Below are 21,807 nucleotides of genomic sequence, written 5' to 3' on the forward strand. Positions count from 1 at the left end.
GACGGTGCTTTGCTTTTGTCATTATAATGCTGTGAATTTCTCATCGTGATATTTATTAGAGGTGGTGGTAATCCGATCTTTGTGGTAGATGGCATTGATTTCACCTCCGATGACTAGGGCTAGCCCTGTTAAAAACAACCACAACATTAAGATAATTACTCCTCCAAGGCTTCCATAGGTTGCAGAATAGTTTCCAAAGTTACTTACGTAAAATGAAAAGCCCAAGGATACAAGCTGCCAGATTACCGTGGCTACTAATGCACCAGGTAACAACTCTTTAAAAGATTTGTTTATATCAGGAGCAACGCGATACAGGATCGCAATAATTGCAAATATCACAAAAAATGCGATGATGAATCTTAGGATATTTAGAATGATGGCAGTACTTCCAGGAATATTAATAAACGCTTCTAGCTGGTTAATGATTATTCCACCGAAAACCGGTAGAAAAAAAGCAATCAGGAAACCGAAAATTAACCCGATGGTAAGTCCAATTGAAAGTAGCCTTACCAAATAAAACGGCCTGCTTTCTTCCACATTAAACGCTTCGTTCATTGCACTGATAAAAGCGTTCATTCCGTTTGAAGCGGACCAAATGGTTCCTAGTATCCCAAATGTCAACAGTCCTCCATTTGGTTTATTGACGAATTCATTGATGTTCTCTTCAAACACTGCAACAGTTTCAGGTGGCATCATGGTTTGTAAGAACTCTATCACTTTTTGCGGGTCAATATTTAAATAAGGAATGATGGATAATGCCAGCACAAGTAAAGGGAATAACGAGAGCATATAGTAATAGGCCTGTTCGGCGGCCAAACCTGTTGCTCGATCTTTTTTCATTTCAAATCCAAGTCTTTTTAAAAAGCTAACGAGTCGTGACAATTTTCTCACCCACCTCTCCCTATTCTCCTCTTAGCAACGGTAATGTACAACATCTGAATGAACCACCTGACTTAATGATCTCTGAAATGTCCACTTCCACTACATCAAAGCCCCTGAATCGCAGTTGCTGATTTACATTTTTATTACATGGCAGACTGAAAATCTTTTTATTACCTATAGACAACACATTTGTTCCCATGGTGAATTGCTCTTCTTTAGTGACTTCGATTAGTTCATATCTTTTAGATAAAAAAGTAAGCTCTTCTTCTCTTAGTGCAGGAGAAAAAACAAGTGCCTCTGTTGGCGAAATCACATTAAATACACAGTCTAAATGGAGATATGATTTGTCAATCGGTATAGGATAAACTGTATAGTCAGAAAGAGTTTGGTTTATATACTCCAACGATTTCGGATTTGTTCTGCCACTAATTCCTATAAAGACAATATCACGATCAATTATCACATCTCCGCCTTCTACACTGTAATCAGCAAGTGGTGTGTAGGAAGAGTGGTGGTCGTCTAACCATGATTTTAGGATGTCTTCTTCGCCTGATCTGATGTCACTGCCCATTCGGGAAATAAAAACGGTATCGCCTAGGGTAAATCCAATATCTCTTGTAAAAACTTGTTCTGGATATTGCTCACTAGGAGGCAAACTGTATACATCCACACCATTTGTCAGCATCGCCTGGACAAAATTTCGATGTTGTTTCGTTGCCAACGTTTCATCAATGTTTTCTTCTGCAAAGTGTTTTTGTGTTTCATTAATTATTTCTTTAATGCTCATATATGTAGGTGGACAGACAATCACCTTTTTTAGTTTGTCAAATTCATTTGAACATGCATGTCTTGTTTTCCGGCTTATAGTTTCCATATTTATAGTCATTTTATTTCCTCCGATCAAATGTATGTAGTTCTACGGACTGTATTCCCTAATCGGAGAATTGCTTAAACATTTAATCAAAATAAAAAACAAATCTGATTATTGAAATCAGATTTGCTTTTTATTATTATTTACCGATAAACATCTGTGTCCAATAGTTACCTTCTTCTACATAACCTACCCCGATGTGTGTGAATTCGCCGTTTAAGATATTTTTACGGTGTCCTTCACTGTTCATCCAAGCTTGAACAACTTCTTCAGGAGAACGTTGTCCCATTGCAATATTCTCACCAGCTGTATTGTAAGAGATGCCATAGTCTCTCATCATGTCAAATGGTGAGCCGTGAGTTGGGCTTGTGTGAGAAAAATAATTATTGGTCTGCATATCTTTAGATTTATCACGTGCAACATTGCTCAAAGAAGCATCAGCCTTTAAGTCGGAAAGTCCATTTTTACGGCGTTCTGCATTTGTTAGCTCAATTACTTTCATTTCTGTTTCAGAAATACCTTCTGTTGACTCTTCAGCCTGTTGTTTATTATTTTCTGCAGGTTGATTCTCAGGTGGTGCAGCTTGGCCGCTTTGTGGAGCTTGTCCTTGTTCTGGCTGACCTTGTTGTCCCTGAGGTGTTTCTTGACCGAATTTGTAAATTGCAAAAGGTCCCTCTTGCTGGAAATTCTCAAAATGAGGGAAATTTTCACTTGGAATGGATGTGCTGAAAGAGTTCTGATCAATAGGTAAGTATCCATTGTTCATTTCTTGGACATCTGCACTAGGGTCCATGCCACGGGCATTATTTCTTACGTGTGTAATTCCATTGCCATTGTCATTATCAAGGAAAGCTGTATTATTAGTATCTTTATTGTTGTCAGTCGCATTATTGTTACAACCGACCATCAAAGATAATGCAAAAGCAGTAATGATCGTTACAGTCATAAGTTTCTTCATTGTACCTCTCCTTTTCATATCATTAATACTTTTTTAGTGTTACAAAATCAACTAAAAGTATTATTGGTAATAATGATATAAAAGAGATAAACTTGGTAATTGCTATTCCTGAATTAATTTCTCTAATATTCGCTGTACCTGTAAACCCTCGTCAAATCCAATTAGAAATGCCTGTTCATTATTCAACCTTTTAATAAACTGTTCCACTAAATTTCCTTTTGGGGTTATAAGTGCAGAGTCTTCTATTTCTATCCACTCTTCTCCTCTATTTGCAAGCTTTACTTTTCGCCAGTTTAATAAAGAAAGGCTCTGTTTTTCCCCGTGTATCGTGAAAGCTATTTCTTCCTTTTCTGCTTGTCCCGCTATGCCATCAATTAGTACACTCATCCCATCTTCAAGTTTTAACACCGCAATCACAGCATGTTCGCTTAGTTCTGGATTTGATGGATAGTCCACATAGCTAGTAACTTCCTTAACTGAGCCGAAGAAATGGACAATCATTTGAAGATAATGGGGGGAGATTTCCCTGATGAATCCCCCTTGTTTCCTGGAATTTATCCAGTTTGTTTGCTGCCATGGTCTTGGCCACTGATCAAAATGCATTTTTAATGTAATCCGCTTTATTTTACCGAACATATCGTTTTGAAGATGTTCTTCGATCGTGGCAAATGCTTTTTCATACACAAGAGGAAAATGCATCGCATGAACAAGTCCAGCTTCTTCGGCTGCCCGAAGCATGGCTTCTGCTTCTTGTTCAGAATTGGCAAGAGGTTTTTCACAAAGAACGTGTTTGTTGTGCTGAAAGGCCGCCATTACTACTTCACAATGTATGGCGGGAGGAACGGCGACATATACAAAATCAATTTCTTCAATTTTTAGAAGGCTTTTGTAGTCGGAAAAATAAGAAATATTTCCGCATTCTTGTGCAGTTTCTTTTGCAAGTTTTTCATTGTAGTCGCATACTGCTGCGATTTGTACGTTTGAGTTTTTTTGAAATGCAGAAATCAGGCGTTGGCCTATTACTCCTAGCCCAACTATTCCAACCTTATATGTCTTTTTCAATGTTTCTCCCCCTGTGATAGCTTTAACAGTTGATTTTCGTTCCAGGTGTTTCGCTTTCCACTTTAATCAACTTGGTGTTACTATGATCTCTGTTCAATCGGCTAGTACTCGGATAAATTCTCTCATATAGTCGGGAAGGTCTGGTGGTCTTCTGCTTGAGATGATATTCCCATCAACAATAACTGCTTCATCATACCACTCTGCCCCTGCATTAATCATATCGTCCTTAATTCCAGGAGTACTAGTTACTTTTTTACCTTCAAGTATTTTGGCAGAAATAAGTACCCAGCCAGCATGGCAAATTTGACCGATTGGTTTCTTATGTTCATCCATTATACGGATCATTGTAAGTATATCTTCATATCTGCGGAGTTTATCCGGAGACCATCCACCAGGAACCAAGATTGCATCATAATCTGCTGGATCTGCATCATGAAAAGAGATGTCAGATTGAATGGGAACGCCATATTTTCCAATATAGGTTGTATTTGCCTTCTCTCCAGCAATGATCACTTCTGCACCTTCTTCGCGCAACCTTAAAACGGGATACCAAAGCTCCAAATCCTCAAAATCGTCACTAACCAATTGAATTATTTTTTTGTTATGTAATTTCATTAAAATACCCTCCTTCACAATAATATAACTCCATTGTGAACGAGGGTATCACGTTTTGCAAATTAAGAAGTAATAACGGAATCACAAATTAGTTCTTCTGCCAAAGCTAACTGACTTTCCACTTGCTCAAAGGATGTGCCGCCTTCACTTTTTCTTGCCGCAACCACATGTTTTGGTTGAAGTATTTCAAAAATATCTTCAGAAAATAAAGGGGAGAATTCCTTATATTCGTCAAGGGTTAATCCCAGCAAGAACTTTTTCTGGTTGATGGCATAAAGGACAACTTTTCCTATAATTTCGTGTGCCTGCCGAAACGGCAGTCCTTTTGTCACTAAATAATCAGCAATATCAGTAGCATTTGAAAAGTCTTGTGATACTGCTTCAAGCATTTTATTTTTGTTTACTGTCATCGTAAGTATCATCGGTGCCAATAGCTTTAATGAACCATCTAATGTTTTGACTGTATCAAACATGCCTTCCTTGTCTTCCTGCATGTCCTTGTTATATGCCAGAGGTAAGCCTTTTAAAACAGTCAATAGACCAACAAGGTTTCCATACACTCTGCCGGTTTTCGCTCGCAGCAATTCCGGTACGTCAGGATTTTTCTTTTGCGGCATGATACTTGAACCTGTACAGAACGAATCGTCTAGTTCAATAAATTGAAATTCCTGACTGGACCAAATGACCAATTCTTCTGACAGACGGGAGATGTGTGTCATGATCAGCGAAGCATGGGATAAAAATTCGACGATAAAATCACGGTCACTGACGGCATCCATGCTGTTGGGATACACGTTTTCAAACCCTAATAAGGAGGCTGTCTGTTTTCGGTTTATCGGAAAAGTCGTTCCAGCCAATGCACCTGCACCAAGTGGTGACCAGTTGATTCTTTTCAGACTATCTTGCAATCTTTCCTTGTCGCGCTCAAACATCCAGAAATATGCCATAAGATGGTGGGCAAAGGAAACAGGCTGGGCACGTTGCAAATGCGTGTAGCCTGGTAAGATGGTTTGCACATTTTCTTTAGACTTTACATGGATGGCTTTTTGCACATCTGTCAGCAATGAAATGATATTTTCCGTGTGTTTTTTTAGATACAGGTGCATATCTGTTGCCACTTGGTCATTACGGCTTCTTCCAGTGTGTAGCTTCCCGCCTACTGGGCCGATTTCATCTATTAGAAGCTTTTCTATATTCATATGGATATCTTCATGTGCAACGGAAAATTCCACTTCCCCTGCAGTTACTTTGTTTTGGATTACTGTTAGACCTTGTTTGATTGTTTTTGCGTCGACTGTTGAAATGATGCCACAGTCGCTGAGCATTTGGACATGTGCCATGCTTCCTTGTATATCTTCGAGTGCGAGTTCTTTATCAAATTCGATGGATGCTGTGAATTCTTCTACGAGTTTGTTTGTTTCTTTGGTAAATCTTCCACCCCAAAGCTTTGTCATGATGTTGCCTCCTTTTACTGTAAGTTTCTGCATTAACTGTTGATTTCCGTTCCAGGCGCTTCGCTTGCCTGCGGGCGGTCCGGGAGCCTCCTCACTTCGTTGCGGGGTCTCCCCAGTCCCTTCCTCCCGCGGGCGTCTGCGCGCCTTCCACTACAATCAACTAAGTTACTGCATGTTACAGTGTCACTTTTTGTTTGTTGTGGATTTCTGCGTATACTTTTGTTGGCAGTCCCCAGAGTTTAATGAATCCTACTGCTGCGTTATGATCAAACATATCCCCTTTGGAATAAGTTGCAAGTTCTTCATTGTAAAGACTGTATGGCGATTGGCGACCAACTACTGTATGGTTGCCTTTTTGGAGTTTCACACGAATTTTACCTGTTACATTTTTCTGTGTTTCTTCAATAAATGCCCCAAGTGCGTTCACTAACGGAGAATACCACAGGCCTTCATAGATGACCTTTGCCATTTGCTCATCAATGGATGCTTTGAACTGGCTAACTTCTCTTGGGAGAGTTAAGAACTCAAGCTCTTTGTGTGCTTGAATAAGGATAAGAGCTGCTGGGTTTTCATACACCTCTCTTGATTTGATTCCAACTAAACGATTTTCAATATGATCAATTCTTCCAACCCCATGTTTTCCCCCAAGCAGGTTTAATTCCTCGATTAAATCAACCAGGCCCATCTTTATATCATTTAAGGCCACCGGTACTCCCGCATCAAAACCTATTTCCACGTATTCCGGTTGATCTGGAGTGAGCTCAATTGGATTGGTCCAGTCAAAAGCAGCTTCTGGTGCTTCTTGCCAAGGATTCTCCAATACTCCTGCTTCACATGCTCTACCCCAAATATTGGCATCAATGGAGAAGGGGTTATCCAAGTTGACCGGAATAGGAATATTATGCTGCATTGCGTATTCAATTTCCTCATCTCTTGTCATCCCCCACTCACGAACAGGAGCAATGACCTTAAGATTCGGATTTAACGCTTGAATGGAAACTTCAAAGCGAACTTGATCGTTACCCTTGCCAGTACACCCATGCGCGACGGCTACCGCTCCCTCTTCCTCTGCAACCTGTACAAGCAGTTTAGAGATAAGTGGACGTGATAAGGCGGATGATAGAGGGTATTTCCCCTCATACATGGCATTTGATTTTAATGCAGGGACAATATAATCTTTGGCAAGCATCTCTTTTGCATCGACCATAATAGCCTTGATTGCCCCAACGTCAAGTGCTTTCTTTCTAATCGATTCTAGGTCCTTTCCTTCTCCCACATCCAGACCGAGGGCAATAACATCATAGCCATATTTTTCTTGTAACCATTTAACGGATACGGAAGTATCAAGTCCTCCAGAATACGCCAAAACCACTTTTTCTTTCTTCATCTTTTTTCCTCCTATAGCATAAAAATCTACGTTGTTGTATTTTTATGCATTTTAGTTTAAAAAAATTTTAGTTGCTTAGTAAAGCCTTCAGGATGGCTTTCTGTGCATGAAGTCTGTTTTCGGCTTCATCAAATACCACAGAATGAGGTCCATCAATAATTTCTGCCGTAACCTCTTCTCCGCGGTGTGCAGGCAGGCAATGTAAAAAGATGAAATCATCTTTAGCATGTTTGCAAAGCTCCTCGTTGACCTGATACGGCGCCAGTAGGTTTACTCGTTTTTCTGTTTCTGCTTCCTGCCCCATACTGGTCCAAACGTCCGTTACGACCACATCTGCATCCTTGACCATTTCAATAGGGCACTGCCCTACCTGAATAGAAGAACCTGTTAAGAAAGCTTCCTTCTTCATTGCTGTAAGAATGCAAGAATCCGGTTCAAAACCAGTTGGACATGCTATGGCGATGTCCATACCGACTTTTACTGCTCCTTCTATTAGGGAATGCGACATATTATTGTTTGCATCGCCCAAATAGCATAGTTTTAACCCTTTTAGTTTTCCTTTGTGCTCTTTGATGGTCAGAAGGTCCGCCAATACTTGAGCTGGGTGATGCGAATCGGTAAGGCCATTGATAATTGGTACATTTGAATGTAGTGCAAATTCTTCTAATGTTTGATGGTCAAAAGTGCGTATCATCAATCCATCTACATAACGGGACAAGACTTTAGCTGTATCGGCAGGTGACTCCCCTCGCCCCAATTGGATATCATTGGAACTTAAGAATATTGCATGACCACCGAGTTGCAGCATGCCTACTTCAAAAGAAACCCTTGTTCTTGTAGAGGACTTTTCAAACAGCATGGCAAGTACTTTCCCTTGTAAATAAGGGTGAGGCACTCCCTCTTTTTGATTTTTTTTTAGTTTAATAGCATCTTCTAATAAAAAATGAATGTCTTCTTTCGAATAGGATCCAAGTGTCAAAAAATGAGATTGACTTATTTGATAGGTCTCCTTGTTCGCTTCCCATTTTAGTACACTTTGCATAAATATTCAACCTCTCTTTTTTTGTTTTTTAAATAATCTCTTATTGTTTGATAATTTACTTGAATGGTATCGTCCAATATTATGGCTTGATAAGCTGTTTCTAAGCATGTAAAGATTCTTATTCCGTTCATTGTACATATTGCACGGTACTTTGCTCCATTACGTGATTGATCTCTCCCTATTGTAGGAATGATAATGGCTGCAGCAAGTTTTTCCGTTTTTAATGTGTTGGTTAGTTCATAATGAGAAATGGAATTCACCGCCATATTATTTTCCTTTAAAAATTCAGCAGTTCCTTCCGTCGCCACAAAAGAAATTCCCTTTTTAACGAATTCTTTCAAGAGTGGAAGAGCATTAGGTTTTTCGCGGTCTGAGATGGAACAAAAGACTATTTTCTCTTTTTGCATGGCATTGAATGGACTATTTTTCCCTTGAAACAGCGCTTTTGTCATCGCCTCTTCTAAAGTTTTTCCAAGTCCGATAATTTCTCCAGTAGATTTCATTTCTGGCCCTAGGACATGATCCACATCTTTTAATTTTGTATTGGAAAAGACAGGTGCCTTGACTGTCCAGAAACCTGGGTCTTCTTTAAGCCCGGATTGACTTAGCTTCTCTCCCAATTGTACGTTGATTGCAAGTTCAATCATTGGTACATTTGTAACTTTACTAACAATCGGTACTGTTCTGGATGCTCTTGGATTTACTTCTAACACATAGATATTATCTTCACTGATGACAAACTGGATATTGGCAATTCCAATTATTTGCGCGGCATTACATATTTTCTTTGTATACTCTACTAGTCTTTCTTTTATCTGTTTTGACAACGATATGGAAGGAAGAACAGCAAGGCTGTCACCTGAATGAACTCCTGCCTTTTCTATATGTTCAAAAATGGCTGGGATATATATTTGCTCTCCGTCTGATATTACGTCCAGCTCGCATTCAAGTCCCGGTACATATCGATCTACCAACAAAGGCCATAAGGAATCATTATTTTGGTGTAAATCAAGGAAAGAATTTATTTCTTCATCGTTATAAATGGTATACATCGATTGCCCACCTATCACATAGGATGGCCGCACCAATACCGGATATCCTAGAGTTTGTGCTGCCGCTTTCAATTGACGGCTTTGATCCACTATTTTTCCTTCTATATGAGATATGCCTTCTGACTCCAATAAAGCATAAAAGTTGGATCGGTCCTCAAGCTTGTCAATGGCTTCGACGCTAGTTCCTGCTATTTTGACCCCTTCTCTCTTTAATCCATCAGCAAGATTGATGGCAGTCTGACCACCAAATTGAATGAAGACAAGGTCAATATTTTCCTTTTGGATAATCGGCAAGATATCTTCTATTGTAATTGGTTCAAAAAAAAGTTTATCTGCTACCGAAAAGTCTGTACTGACGGTTTCTGGATTATTGTTTACAACGATCGTTTCATAGCCGGCCTTCTTCAATGCTTTCACCGCATGAACAGAGCAATAGTCAAACTCTATTCCTTGCCCTATCCGAATTGGACCAGCACCAATGACAAGTGCTTTTTTGTTCTGACTGACATCCACTTCATCCGCTCCATTATAGGTGGAATAGTAGTATGGTGTTATGGCTTCAAATTCAGCAGCACAAGTATCTACTAATTTATAAGATGGAAAGAGCTGATTTTTCTTCATGTACGCCATTAATTGTTTACTTTCACACCCTAATAGTGAACAAAGTCTCTCATTACTGATATTTTGTCGTTTGGCTTCCTTTAAGAAATCAAGCTCTAGTGTATCCAAACATTTATTTGAAAGATGATTTTCTAGCATGACCATTTGTTGTAATTTATGAAGGAACCACTTGTCAATAAAGGTCATTGCATGGATAACTTCCATGGACACGCCCTTTCTCAGAGCATGAGTTATCGCAAAAAGCCTCAAATGAGTCGGTTCTTTAAGTAATTCCATCCATTGATCTTCCTTCATTACGTCTAAATCCGGATGAGTAATTCCATTTACCTTCATCTCCATGGAACGGATTCCTTTATTTAGTGCTCCTTCAAAAGTACGATCAATGGCAAGCACTTCCCCAGTCGCTTTCATTTGTGTACTGAGGGTGGAATCGGCTTCTGGAAATTTATCAAACGGAAACCTTGGTAATTTTACTACTACATAGTCTAGAGCAGGTTCAAAGGAAGCAAAGGTGGATCCTGTAATGGGATTTTTAATTTCATCCAAGTGATAGCCGATGGCACATTTTGCTGCTATTCTTGCAATTGGATAACCGGTTGCCTTTGATGCAAGGGCAGATGAACGGCTTACTCGAGGATTCACTTCAATAATATAGTAATTATCTGAATGGGGATCCATGGCAAATTGAATATTGCAGCCTCCGACAATTTTCAACTTTCTTATTATTTTTAAGCTCGCATTCCTTAAAATTTGATATTGTCTGTCTGTTAATGTTTGGGAGGGTGCCACAACAATGGAGTCTCCCGTATGAACGCCGACTGGGTCAAAATTTTCCATATTGCACACGATAATACATGTATCATTTTCATCCCGCATTACCTCGTATTCTACTTCTTTCCAACCTTTAATGCTTTTTTCCACTAAGACTTGAGTTATTGGACTCAGATTCAATCCTTTATTAAGTAGCAAATTAAGTTCTTGATTATTATTTGCAAATCCACCGCCTTCCCCGCCTAAGGTGTAAGCAGGTCTAATGATGATTGGATAGCCTATATGCTTTACAAATTCCGTACCTTCTATTATGGAATGTACAATTTGTGATTCTGGAACTGGCTCATTCAGACTCATCATAAGTGTTCGAAAAAGTTCTCTATCTTCTCCCTGTTGAATGGATGGTACAGATGTTCCAAGGACAGAAACATTATTTTTTTTCAAAATACCCTTATCTGACAGCTGTACTATCAAGTTAAGTGCTGTTTGTCCCCCGAGCGTTCCGATAATTCCGTCTGGCAGCTCTTTTTCTATGATTTTCTCTAAGCTTTCAACGGTTAATGGCTCCATATAAACATGATCTGCAATATCCGAATCAGTCATGATGGTTGCAGGATTATTGTTTACAAGGACCACTTCTATCCCCTCTTCTTTAAGGGCAAGGCAAGCTTGTGTGCCAGCATAGTCGAACTCCGCTGCTTGACCGATGACGATTGGGCCTGAACCGATTACTAACACTTTTTTGATAGAATTATTGAATGGCATATGACATTACTCCTGTTTTATCATGTATGAGTTTCAAAAATTTTGTAAATATATAGTTTGTATCTTGAGGACCGGGATGTGCTTCTGGGTGAAATTGAACACTCAGAGCAGGAAAACTCTTATGTTGAAGGCCTTCCACTGTCCCGTCATTGATATTTTTATAGGTGATAGAAAAGATTTCTTGATTGACCGAGTCTTCCTTAACGTTATAGCTATGATTTTGCGAAGTGATATACACTTTCCCTGTGGCTAAATCTTTAACAGGATGATTGCCACCTCTATGTCCAAAAAGCAGCTTCTCTGTTGTTGCACCAAATGCCAGTGCTAACAGCTGATGACCTAGACAGATACCTAGCGTCGGAAACTCTTCTGCAATGTTTTTTATTTTTGGAAAGTGATCTTTCAAGACTTCTGGATTTCCTGGTCCGTTGCTTAACAATACGCCATCAGGATGAAGTGCTTGCAACTTTTCCAAACTTGTCGTATATGGGACCACTGTCACCTGACAATCTGAATAGAGCAGCGCTTCTAGGATTGATTTTTTATAGCCATAATCGAGCAGAACAATATGAGGGCCAGCCCCTGGATAGCTTTTCACTTTAGTAGTGGACACCAATTCCACAAAATTCTCTGTCCCTTCCACGTAGGGAAATTCCTTAACAGAGTCCGTAATGTATCCTTTTACAGATCCATGTTTACGTATGGTTTTAACGAGCTCTCTCGTATCTACATTACTAAGGCCGCTGATGCTTAATTTTTTCAAAAGCTCAGGTGCTGCCACTTCAGAAGAGTAGTGGTTAGGCAAATGGCAGGCCTCTCCCATGACTACGCCTTTTGCGTATATATTTTCGGCTTCATAATCTTGTGGGTTTATTCCATAGTTTCCAATCAACGGATAGCAAAAGACTATAATTTGACCTGCATAGGAGGGATCTGACATGATTTCTTGATAACCTGTCATACTGGTATTAAAAACCACTTCTCCTATCGCATCCTCCTTACTTCCTATCAAAATACCGGGGAAAACCTCCCCTGTTTCCAATACCAAACAACCATTATCCATGATGTACCTCCCTAAACTGCTGTAGTACCTTAGTGAATTTTTGAATAAAAGAGTATAATTCTTCTTTCGAGACTGTAAGTGGAGGAAGTAGTCTTACCACATCTGGCCCGGCAGTTAAGATTAATAGTTTTTCATTTAATGCTAATTTGACCAAATCAAGCGCATTTCCGCTTATTTCAAGACCAAGCAACAAACCTTTTCCCCTTATTTGCTTGATAAATGGAAATTCTTCTTGCAACCCTTCAAGCTCGGATCGAAGTATTTGACTCAGTTCCACTGTTTTGTTTAAAAAATCGGCTTGACATATCACATTCAATGTTGCAATACCAGCCGTGCTTGCCAATGGATTCCCGCCAAAAGTGCTTCCGTGCATTCCAGGCAAAAAGGCAGCAGCGATTTCTTCTTTTGCAAGCATTGCACCAATTGGAAAACCAGATCCCAGTCCTTTGGCAAGCGTCATGATATCTGGTTGTACATCATACTGTTCATATAAAAACAGACTTCCTGTACGCCCCATTCCCGTTTGCACTTCATCCACGACGAGTAATATCCCATTTTCCTTGCAAATGGAAGACAATTCTCTTACCCAATCAGGATCAGCAGGGACCACTCCCCCTTCTCCTTGTAGAAGTTCTAGCATGACGGCAGTTGGAGCCATGTCTCGTATTGTTTGGATGGACTGAAGCTCGTTATATGGTAAATGGGTAAACCCCTCTAGCATTGGTTCAAATCCGGACTTTATTTTGTCTTGTCCTGTAGCCGCCACTGTAGCCAAAGTTCTTCCGTGAAAACTTTGTTGAAACGTCACAATGCTAGCTTTCTTTTTGCCATTTTTGTTCGCAAATGCCCTTACCAACTTAATAGCAGCTTCATTTGCCTCTGCGCCACTATTACAAAAGAACACTTGATGAAAACATGATTTTTCTACTAAAAGGCAGGCAAGCTCCTCTTGTTTTGGGATGTGATAAAGGTTGGACGTATGCCAAAGCTGTGATAGCTGTTCGGAAAGAGCCTTCTCTACTTCCGGTGGACAATGACCGAGATTGCATGTTGCAATGCCTGAAGTGAAATCGAGATACTCTTCGTTATTATCAGACCAGACCAATGTCCCCTTCCCTTTTTGGATAGATAAAGGAAACCTGCTGTATGTATTCATGATTGGCGAATAGTTACTGGTAGATTTAGACACTTTTCTTCATGACCTCCTCAAGGTAGAATGAAGTACCAAAGCTTGATTCGTTCAACGCAAAGCCTGTGAGGGCATCACTCGAGGTACCATTTATAATTCCAACCTTACTTACCCCTTTTGTTAAACATTGAACAGCAGCCTCCACTTTAGGAATCATCCCGCCAGTGATTTGCTTCTCTTCTATAAGGCTAGAAACTTCTAAATCAGATAAGTTACCAGCAATAGAGCCCCCCACCTTTACCCCGTCAACATCTGTGATCATGCATAACGGAGAATTAAATGCCACAGAGAGAGCCGCGGCTGCCATGTCCGCATTAATATTGTAGTGCTGGCCATTTAAATCAACCGCCACCGGAGAAATGATGGGAATGATTCCTTTTTGCATGATAGAAATCAATAACTCTGTGTTCACTTCTACAATTTCTCCAACTAATCCAAGCTCCTCTGCATTGGAAATCGGTTTTGCCATCAGGAACTTTCCATCGACACCACTTAACCCCATTGCATTGCCCCCAGCTTTCATCACTTGGCGGACAAGGTGCTTGTTCATGGAACCTGACAATACCATTTCCACCACTTCCAATACTGGCTCCGTGGTTTTTCTTAAACCGTTGACGAAAGTTGTTTCTACATTTAAAGAGGATAGTATGGTGGAAATAGAAGGTCCTCCTCCATGAACAACTATTGGTTGAATATGATGCTTGTTCTTTAACTCTATAAGTTCAGTAAAAAAAGAAGGAGAGAGTTTCCCGACTGTACTGCCTCCACACTTTATTACGAGCGACTTCATGTCTTAGCCTCCTTCACGTTCGATATGATGCATTAATTCGTACATAATCGTAGGATAAATCACAACCCCAAGCAGTACCATTTTCACTTCCTGCTAAAAGATCCACCACTATTTCAATTTTTTCATTCTTTAAATAAAATTTGGCTTCTTCTTCGCAGAACACAACTGGCATTCCATCCTTCACGATCAAGATTGGCCCGATCATCACTTTGATTTTTTCCGTGTCAATGGAGATTCCGCTATACCCAACAGCTGACACAATCCTTCCCCAGTTCGGATCCTCGCCAAAAACCGCTGTTTTTACTAAACTCGAACCGACAATGGTTTTAGCAATTACTTGGGCATCGTGTGCCGTTTCTGCACCATTCACTTGTACTTCAATTAATTTAGTGGCACCTTCCCCGTCTCGTGCTATTTGTTGAGAGAGTGATTGGCATACGATGTGAAGCCCTTCTTTGAAAAGAGTGTATTCATCGTCATTTTGCGTCCATTGTTCATTCCCGGCCATCCCATTTGCCATCACAAGCACCATGTCATTTGTACTTGTATCTCCGTCCACAGTTATCATATTAAATGTCTCTGCAGTTACCTCTCTTAATGCTTGATGTAATGTATCATGTTGAATATGGATGTCTGTTGTGACAAATCCAAGCATAGTTGCCATATTAGGATGAACCATGCCCGAACCCTTTGCAGCTCCTGCTATCGTAAACACCTTATTTTCAATCTCTAGCTGAAGACATATATGTTTTGTAAAGGTGTCTGTAGTCATAATTGCTTCTTCAAAAGAAGGAGCATCCTCACAGTTTACAAGCGATGATATCGATTCCACTCCTGTTATGATCTTATTCATTGGAAGTTGTTCTCCTATGACTCCTGTCGAAACGACCGCAACATCCTGCTCTTTGATACGGGCTTTCTCGGCAAATATTTCTCTCATTTTATAAGCGTTTTGTAATCCTTCTTTTCCTGTACAAGAGTTAGCATTACCAGAGTTAACGATGACTCCTTGAAGGCTTCCGTTGGTGTTAATGCTTTCCTGTGATACTTTAAGTGGGGGTGCTTGAAATTGATTGGTTGTGTATACTGCTGCAGCTGTTGCAGGAACTTCGCTATAAATCCAGCCAAGGTCTTTGCGCTTACGTTTTATTCCGCAGTGCACCCCTCCTGCTGAAAACCCTTTTGGCGTACATATATTTCCTTGTTCAACAGCATTCCATTTTACTTTTTTTGATAATATTCCAACTTCCATTTTCTCACCTCTTATTTATGGATAAACTGGTGTTATCTTTAGTCCTGCTTGCTCGTTCCAGCCGTTCATAATGTTCATATTTTGAATAGCCTGCCCTGATGCCCCTTTCATCACATTGTCGATAACAGACACAATGATGATTCTGTTGGTTCTTTCGTCCACTGTTATCCCCAGGTCACAATAGTTGGAGCCGTATACTTCTTTTGTGGAGGGCCATTGATTCTCCTGTCTGATTCGAACAAAATACTCTTGTCGATAGAACTCATGATAGAGGTCTAATGCATCTTTGGTTGTCAAAGATTGTGTCAAATCACCATAAATCGTGCACAATATGCCTCTTGACATCGGAACGAGATGCGGAGTAAAAGTGATGGTGGTATCAGAATTGGTATAAGTTTGAATTACTTGTTCCATTTCTGGAATATGCTGATGGTTTCCAAGTTTATATGCCCTAACATTTTCATTTACTTCACAATAGTGAGTACCCATTGATACCTTTCTACCTGCGCCGGTTACTCCCGATTTACCATCAATGATGATGCTGTTTACATGAATCAGCTTAGCCTTTAATAGAGGTGCAAGACCAATTAATGTCGCAGTTGGATAACAGCCTGGGTTTGCAATCAACGAAGCGTGTTTGATTTCTTTTCTGAAAAGTTCTGGCAGCCCATATGTAGACTTTTGTAGAACACTAGCTGACGCTGGTGAATATTTATACCACTTGTCGTATAATCGAGAATCTTTTAACCGATGATCCCCTGAGAGGTCAATACAAGGAATCTCCTCTTCTACAAATCTATGAACAAGGTCTTTAGCCACTCCAGATGGAGTAGCAAAAAAGAACAATTCTGCACTTTCCAATATATCGTCTATATTCATTTCTTCTAATCTATTCTCTGTAATCCCTTGTAAATGGGGATATTGTTCGGTAATCAATGTTCCACTTGTAGAGTGGGAACCAAGAAAACTCAATTCCGCTTCTGGATGTTGCATTAATATTCTTATAAGTTCAGCCCCGCTATACCCGTTCGCTCCGATAATTCCAACCTTCAAGTCCTTCATCCTCTCCATGCGTTAATAATATGAATTATTATAACTATGTATGTATAAAAATACAATATGTTTTTTGAAAAGATATAAAAAAAGATGACCCTGGAATCTTCTCCAAAGTCATCTTCTTAAAATTTCATTCTCCTAAGGCCGCAATTGTCTTGGCCAATAGTTCCGTTCGTTCTGCTAAAGAGGGTATTTCTAAATACTCCTCTTCACTATGGGCATTTCCTCCGACTGGACCCATCCCGTCAACAGTGGCAATTCCCATTGCAGCAGTAAAAGAAGCATCCGATCCTCCGCCTGTAGCCGTATCTTTCACCTCTACTCCGATTTGTTCTCCTACTTTTTCAATTACATGTAACAGCGATTCAGTTCGAGCTGTCTTCTCCATAGGCAGCCTGTTCATTTCTCCGATTAGCTCGACTTCTGTTCCTTTGACATCAGTAGATGCACAGATTTTCACCAATTTACGTTCAATTGGTAATGCTTGATCCCGATCCGTAATCCTAATGTCCACATGTGCCACTGCACTATCGGAGACAGTATTAACGGACGAGCCTCCCTCAATCAAACCTACATTCACACTGATCCCTTTTGAATGGTCATTAAGTGCGTGTAGCTGAATCACTTTATGTGCGAGTTCTTCAATGGCACTTCTTCCTTTTTCCGGTTCAATTCCGGAATGTGCTGCCCGGCCGCGAACATTTATTGTATATTTTCCTTTACCTCTTCTGGCCGTAACTAAAGAACCATCTTTTCTCGCAGGTTCCATAATCAGAGCATACTTTTTATCCTTTGCCTTACTTTCAATGAGGGATTTGGAAGATGGTGAACCGATTTCTTCATCACTGTTCAATACAAGAACAACATCCTGATAAGCTTTGGAATGGGAATGAATCAATGCTTTCATAGCATACAGAATGGACACCTGGCTTGCTTTCATATCAATCACACCAGGGCCATAAGCCCTGTCACCTTCTACCTTGAATGGCCGGCACTGAACGGTACCGTTAGGAAAAACAGTATCCATATGGGCAACAATAATTATTTTTGGTTCTTTTGCTAGCGGATGTTGAATGACCAAATGATTTCCATACTTCTCTTCTTCAAGAACTTGAACAGAAAATCCTATAGCTCTATACTCCTTTGATAGGATGGATCCTATTTGATCTATCCCTTCTTTTGAAGTAGAACCACTATCAATATTGACCAGTTTTTCGAGGAGTTCCAGCATGTTAAATTGGTTGTTTTTTAAAAACTCTTTCATCTTACTCTCTCCTGACATAATAGACGCATAAACCTTGTTCTTCTATATACATATATTTATTTACCTATACCATTATACCTTTTCTACTTATTAAGTCCTATATTTCCTTTATTCTACCTATTTTAAGAATTCAAACCTATTTTCTCATAAAAATTAATTTTATCTGAATAAACAATATATTACGCATTACTGTAAATCTATGTTATAGTAGTTAGGCGATGAGCTGAATTGTGTAAGTCGACGGACCCGCTCTTTGAGCAAGGCATGAATGTGGTCATGCTGTCCCTCGCCTCAATACGCAAAGAAGGTACCTTTTTAGGTGCCTTCTTTTTTTTTGCTACCATATCGTCATTTCTGCTATACTGTCTACATCTATGAAAGAAAGAAGGAATCACATTGATACGTTTTGGCGTAATCGGAACCAACTGGATAACAGAATCATTTATCAATGCAGCACTAGAGTCTGAAGATTTCCGTTTAACGGCTGTCTACTCTAGAAGAGAAGAAACAGCAAAAGAATTTGGAAGAAAATTCAATGTAACTTCTACATATACTGATCTGAATGAGTTTTCAAGAAGCAACGAATTCGATGCAGTTTATATAGCCAGCCCGAATTCTTTACATGCAATGCAAGCGATTGCCTGCATGAGCCAAGGTAAACATGTGTTATGCGAAAAACCGGTAGCATCAAATACTAGAGAATTATCGGAAATGATAGATACGGCAAAAAGAAATAACGTAGTTCTGATGGAGGCAATGAAAAGCACCCTCCTTCCAAATTTCTTGGCAGTTAAAGAAAACCTACAAAAAATCGGGAAAATCAGACGTTATGTAGCGAGTTATTGTCAGTATTCTTCTCGCTATGATAAGTACAAGGAAGGCACGGTACTTAATGCTTTCAAGCCTGAGTTTTCCAATGGAGCTTTAATGGACATCGGTATCTATACCATCTATCCGATGGTGGCGTTGTTTGGGAAACCGAAAGCTTTATTTGCCATGGCCCAAATGCTTGAATCGGGCGTAGATGGTCAAGGGAGTATCTTGTTCCAGTATGAAGGCATGGATGCTTCGGTTGCCTATTCTAAAATAGCAAACTCCTACCTTCCATCAGAAATACAAGGGGAAGAAGGAACCATCATTATGGATACTATCCATACGCCTGAGAAGGTGCTGATTAGATACAAAGACGGGACAGAGGAAGACATTACGGTCCCTCAAATCGATCACTCTATGTATTACGAAGCAGAAGAATTTATTCGGCTTATTAAATCTGGTGAAAAGGAATCTTCAATCAATTCTCTCACTGCCTCCCTGCAAACGATGGAATTAATAGAAGAAGCTCGATCTCAAATCGGACTGGTTTATCCAGCGGACAATTAATAAATGTTTATTCATGAAGGAATCGCCTGTTACACAAGGGCGGTTCTTTTTTATTTGAAGACCTCTCGTTCTCTTTTCGAGCTAGAGAGGTTCTCATTCTACGGAAGGACCTCTCCTCTTCCTATTTCACCCTAGAGAGGTCCTCATCGCCCAGGGTGAAACTAATCCCCTTTTAGCAGAAGCCAATCAAAAACTATTGTTTATAGCATATTTTTAATAGGCTTAACGCCTATTTTGTAAAATCTAGTAAAAATGGACGGTTGATAGAGGACATGCGTCCACTCTCTTCTCTAGTAAATACATAGTATGTGGTAGATAAGAAAAAGGGGGTGTAAGAATGGCAGATAGCAAAGATATGCAACGAGAGATTTCAAAACTAACCCAGGCAACAACTAACATGATGCTTCAAAATGTTTTAAAGAAACACAATGTAAAACTAAGTGGAGATAACTTCTCCAAAGAGCAAAAAGCGCAACTGAAGAAATTGGTTGCAGATATCCAAGATTCTTTCGGGAAAATGGAAAAACTTCAAAAAGAAGAAAAATAAAAATTTTTAAAAATGGGGGATTTAAATAATGAGTAAAGATTGGTTATTCGGTGGAAGAAGCTGCGGCTATGATAATGGCTGCGGTAATAAGGGTGAATGGAATGCTTTAGCAGCAGGAAGCAGACATCCACTTGACAATGATGGTGTAGCTCAAGAAGCTGACCAAGTAAACAAAATGATTCAAAAATCCTATGAGCAAATTGTAATTAAAGATTCTTGCGATATTGAAGTAACAACTACTGATACAAAAATTGCTGTATCATTGCAGGCTGCAATTCAAGCTGCCATCGCTTTGGTAATCAGTGTTAGTATCGCAGACAGCAATAAAGCAGAGCAAGTAATCCAAGAGTTGCTTCAAAGTTCCAAATCCGTACAAGTAAACCACCAACAAACGTATATTCAAAACTCTCGTGGTGTAAAAGTAACTACTACTGACACTGACCTAGTATTAAACATTCAGCTACTTCTTCAACTATTGATTGCCCTTGTTGTTGCTGTAGACATCTTATAATTTTGCTGAAGAATTGCCCACTTCAGCAAAAAACTGCCATGTAACACTCCTTCTTATCTAAAGTGCCGGAAAAACACCTGCAATTCCTGCCATAGCATATCATAGCCTCCTTGCTATACCCATCTTACACCACACCTACAAATAGTTCGGAAAAAAGAAGATCAGAAAGTTGGTCTTCTTTTTATTTTTCAACATTTCCAATCTAGTCATTTGCCTAGTTTTCTCTAAAACGAGCGCAAATTGAATACTATCTCATAGTATAGTATAGTTCAAAAACCTATATTAAAGAAGGAGTCAACTTATGCGAGAGAAAAATGACAACCTGCTTCCCCACCCTAAATTATTCCATCACACCACGTCCATTTCGTCTAATCAGCAGGAATTCCGAAAAAACTATTTAGAGGATATTATAAATCGGCAAGAAGAAACGAATTTGACTGTTTCTAATACAGTTAATGAAATAAATGATCATTTACAACAAAGTATTTCCATGCAAATAGACAATCATCAACTTCTGCTAAATAAGTTTAACACTCAGGAAGAAGCTCATCAGGAGCTTTCAGAATTGATAGCAACTCAGGACAATGATGTTCGTCAAGTTTATGACAAAGTACTTTTGCAAGCAAAAAGTCATGAAGACCTAGCAGAAAAAGTAAATGATCACGATAAAAACTACGAACAGCTCCTTGAATTGTTAAGAGTTCAGTCGCTAGTAAGTGAAGAACTTCAAGGTAATATCCTAACAAATGAAGAAAGCAGCAAGAAAGTAGAACAAAGACTGGATAACTTGGAGTTGTTGGTGGAAGAAGAAAAACTGTTGAGTCAAGCCACAATAGATCAATTGGCATTTCAAGAGGATTTGACACGAGGCATACACTTAAAATTGGAAAAATATGAAGAATTGTATGGAGACATTCAAGCAAAATTACATGACCAGGAACATTTTTATCAAGAGATAAATAAAAAACTGCAGGTACAAGAAATGTTTCATCAGTCTGTAATGGAACGCCTTGACAGTCAAGATATTGCCTCTCAAAAAATTGCCGATCAATTAAATATATTAAGGCAAACACTTGTTGATAAGTTGGAAACAGCCATAACATCCATTGATAGTAAATATAAACAAACCTTGCACTATCTGAGTGGCAGTATGTTTGGATTAAAGGAAAGAATCATTCAAAAGGCTCCCCTTGAATCTGACAACAATGAAGTGAAAAAAGTAGAAGTAAAGCAAGAGTAGTCTTCGGGCTGCTCTATTTTTTTGGTTTGATTTTT

The 21,807-nt window shown here is 39.5% G+C and carries 19 protein-coding genes; 4 read left to right on the plus strand and 15 right to left on the minus strand.

The annotated features are described in order from the left end of the window. Positions 1-21 precede the first annotated feature (21 nt). The 15 genes from LG307_RS11205 to LG307_RS11275 all read right to left on the minus strand — a co-directional run bounded on the left by LG307_RS11205 (position 22) and on the right by LG307_RS11275 (position 18,094). Positions 22-882, minus strand: coding sequence for a YihY/virulence factor BrkB family protein (locus tag LG307_RS11205; protein ID WP_404450332.1), 861 nt, complete (start codon positions 880-882; stop codon positions 22-24). Between the two features lie 19 nt (positions 883-901). Beyond that, positions 902-1,768, minus strand: coding sequence for a dimethylarginine dimethylaminohydrolase family protein (locus tag LG307_RS11210; RefSeq protein ID WP_404450333.1), 867 nt, complete (start codon positions 1,766-1,768; stop codon positions 902-904). 124 nt (positions 1,769-1,892) lie between these two features. Then, positions 1,893-2,711 (minus strand): CAP domain-containing protein, encoded by an 819-nt coding sequence (locus LG307_RS11215; RefSeq protein ID WP_404450334.1) that lies wholly within the window; start codon positions 2,709-2,711, stop codon positions 1,893-1,895. A gap of 102 nt (positions 2,712-2,813) precedes the next feature. Further along, positions 2,814-3,773 (minus strand): Gfo/Idh/MocA family protein, encoded by a 960-nt coding sequence (locus LG307_RS11220; RefSeq protein WP_404450335.1) that lies wholly within the window; start codon positions 3,771-3,773, stop codon positions 2,814-2,816. Positions 3,774-3,866: 93 nt separating this feature from the next. Beyond that, entirely contained in the window at positions 3,867-4,388 is a 522-nt protein-coding gene (locus LG307_RS11225; RefSeq protein ID WP_404450336.1) for a type 1 glutamine amidotransferase domain-containing protein, read from the minus strand. A 62-nt stretch (positions 4,389-4,450) separates the two neighbouring features. Further along, a complete protein-coding gene (gene argH / locus LG307_RS11230; protein WP_404450337.1) occupies positions 4,451-5,842 on the minus strand; it encodes an argininosuccinate lyase in 1,392 nt (463 codons plus the stop codon). A gap of 175 nt (positions 5,843-6,017) precedes the next feature. After that, positions 6,018-7,229: an argininosuccinate synthase gene (locus tag LG307_RS11235; protein WP_404441840.1), complete on the minus strand. Its 1,212-nt coding sequence runs from the start codon at positions 7,227-7,229 to the stop codon at positions 6,018-6,020. A gap of 67 nt (positions 7,230-7,296) precedes the next feature. Continuing rightward, a complete protein-coding gene (gene argF / locus LG307_RS11240; RefSeq protein WP_404441842.1) occupies positions 7,297-8,271 on the minus strand; it encodes an ornithine carbamoyltransferase in 975 nt (324 codons plus the stop codon). Then, positions 8,256-11,480, minus strand: a complete 3,225-nt coding sequence (carB, locus tag LG307_RS11245; protein WP_404441844.1) for a carbamoyl-phosphate synthase (glutamine-hydrolyzing) large subunit — start codon at positions 11,478-11,480, stop codon at positions 8,256-8,258. The genes argF and carB overlap by 16 nt, the downstream gene beginning before the upstream one ends. After that, positions 11,467-12,543 carry a carbamoyl phosphate synthase small subunit gene (locus LG307_RS11250; RefSeq protein WP_404441846.1) on the minus strand — a complete coding sequence of 359 codons (1,077 nt, stop codon included), beginning with the start codon at positions 12,541-12,543 and terminating at the stop codon, positions 11,467-11,469. Before LG307_RS11250 ends, carB begins: the two co-directional genes overlap by 14 nt. Next, positions 12,536-13,732 carry an acetylornithine transaminase gene (locus tag LG307_RS11255; RefSeq protein WP_404441848.1) on the minus strand — a complete coding sequence of 399 codons (1,197 nt, stop codon included), beginning with the start codon at positions 13,730-13,732 and terminating at the stop codon, positions 12,536-12,538. Before LG307_RS11255 ends, LG307_RS11250 begins: the two co-directional genes overlap by 8 nt. After that, positions 13,725-14,522, minus strand: a complete 798-nt coding sequence (gene argB / locus LG307_RS11260; RefSeq protein WP_404441849.1) for an acetylglutamate kinase — start codon at positions 14,520-14,522, stop codon at positions 13,725-13,727. The genes LG307_RS11255 and argB overlap by 8 nt, the downstream gene beginning before the upstream one ends. Positions 14,523-14,535: 13 nt before the next feature. After that, the gene (gene argJ, locus LG307_RS11265; RefSeq protein WP_404441851.1) at positions 14,536-15,774 is read right to left on the minus strand and encodes a bifunctional ornithine acetyltransferase/N-acetylglutamate synthase; all 1,239 of its coding nucleotides are present in this window, start codon (positions 15,772-15,774) and stop codon (positions 14,536-14,538) included. A 15-nt stretch (positions 15,775-15,789) separates the two neighbouring features. Continuing rightward, positions 15,790-16,827 (minus strand): N-acetyl-gamma-glutamyl-phosphate reductase, encoded by a 1,038-nt coding sequence (gene argC, locus LG307_RS11270; RefSeq protein WP_404441852.1) that lies wholly within the window; start codon positions 16,825-16,827, stop codon positions 15,790-15,792. Between the two features lie 133 nt (positions 16,828-16,960). Beyond that, positions 16,961-18,094 carry a M20 family metallopeptidase gene (locus LG307_RS11275; RefSeq protein ID WP_404441853.1) on the minus strand — a complete coding sequence of 378 codons (1,134 nt, stop codon included), beginning with the start codon at positions 18,092-18,094 and terminating at the stop codon, positions 16,961-16,963. A gap of 396 nt (positions 18,095-18,490) precedes the next feature. Here LG307_RS11275 and LG307_RS11280 point away from each other — a divergent pair, with 396 nt between their 5' ends. From LG307_RS11280 to LG307_RS11295, 4 genes are all read left to right on the plus strand, one after another. Next, positions 18,491-19,474, plus strand: coding sequence for a Gfo/Idh/MocA family protein (locus tag LG307_RS11280; RefSeq protein ID WP_404441855.1), 984 nt, complete (start codon positions 18,491-18,493; stop codon positions 19,472-19,474). A 337-nt stretch (positions 19,475-19,811) separates the two neighbouring features. Beyond that, on the plus strand, positions 19,812-20,021 hold the full coding sequence (locus tag LG307_RS11285) for a hypothetical protein (protein WP_223489179.1): 210 nt from the start codon (positions 19,812-19,814) through the stop codon (positions 20,019-20,021). 28 nt (positions 20,022-20,049) lie between these two features. Continuing rightward, complete coding sequence (locus tag LG307_RS11290) at positions 20,050-20,532, plus strand: spore coat protein (protein WP_404441857.1); 483 nt, start codon at positions 20,050-20,052, stop codon at positions 20,530-20,532. A 301-nt stretch (positions 20,533-20,833) separates the two neighbouring features. Continuing rightward, the gene (locus tag LG307_RS11295) at positions 20,834-21,772 is read left to right on the plus strand and encodes a hypothetical protein (RefSeq protein WP_404441859.1); all 939 of its coding nucleotides are present in this window, start codon (positions 20,834-20,836) and stop codon (positions 21,770-21,772) included. Positions 21,773-21,807: the final 35 nt, after the last annotated feature.

Origin of the sequence: Sutcliffiella horikoshii (assembly GCF_044809035.1) — a bacterium.
Classification (GTDB): Bacteria; Bacillota; Bacilli; order Bacillales; family Bacillaceae_I; genus Sutcliffiella_A; species Sutcliffiella_A horikoshii_G.

Coding starts and splice junctions, on each gene's coding strand:
- LG307_RS11215 (WP_404450334.1), bottom strand. CDS start 2,711: ATGAAGAAACTTATGACTGTAACGATCATTACTGCTTTTGCATTATCT.
- LG307_RS11285 (WP_223489179.1), top strand. CDS start 19,812: ATGGCAGATAGCAAAGATATGCAACGAGAGATTTCAAAACTAACCCAG.
- argB (WP_404441849.1), bottom strand. CDS start 14,522: ATGAAGTCGCTCGTAATAAAGTGTGGAGGCAGTACAGTCGGGAAACTC.
- argF (WP_404441842.1), bottom strand. CDS start 8,271: ATGCAAAGTGTACTAAAATGGGAAGCGAACAAGGAGACCTATCAAATA.
- LG307_RS11295 (WP_404441859.1), top strand. CDS start 20,834: ATGCGAGAGAAAAATGACAACCTGCTTCCCCACCCTAAATTATTCCAT.
- argJ (WP_404441851.1), bottom strand. CDS start 15,774: ATGGAAGTTGGAATATTATCAAAAAAAGTAAAATGGAATGCTGTTGAA.
- LG307_RS11225 (WP_404450336.1), bottom strand. CDS start 4,388: ATGAAATTACATAACAAAAAAATAATTCAATTGGTTAGTGACGATTTT.
- LG307_RS11235 (WP_404441840.1), bottom strand. CDS start 7,229: ATGAAGAAAGAAAAAGTGGTTTTGGCGTATTCTGGAGGACTTGATACT.
- argH (WP_404450337.1), bottom strand. CDS start 5,842: ATGACAAAGCTTTGGGGTGGAAGATTTACCAAAGAAACAAACAAACTC.
- LG307_RS11275 (WP_404441853.1), bottom strand. CDS start 18,094: ATGAAAGAGTTTTTAAAAAACAACCAATTTAACATGCTGGAACTCCTC.
- LG307_RS11290 (WP_404441857.1), top strand. CDS start 20,050: ATGAGTAAAGATTGGTTATTCGGTGGAAGAAGCTGCGGCTATGATAAT.
- carB (WP_404441844.1), bottom strand. CDS start 11,480: ATGCCATTCAATAATTCTATCAAAAAAGTGTTAGTAATCGGTTCAGGC.
- LG307_RS11210 (WP_404450333.1), bottom strand. CDS start 1,768: ATGACTATAAATATGGAAACTATAAGCCGGAAAACAAGACATGCATGT.
- LG307_RS11250 (WP_404441846.1), bottom strand. CDS start 12,543: ATGGATAATGGTTGTTTGGTATTGGAAACAGGGGAGGTTTTCCCCGGT.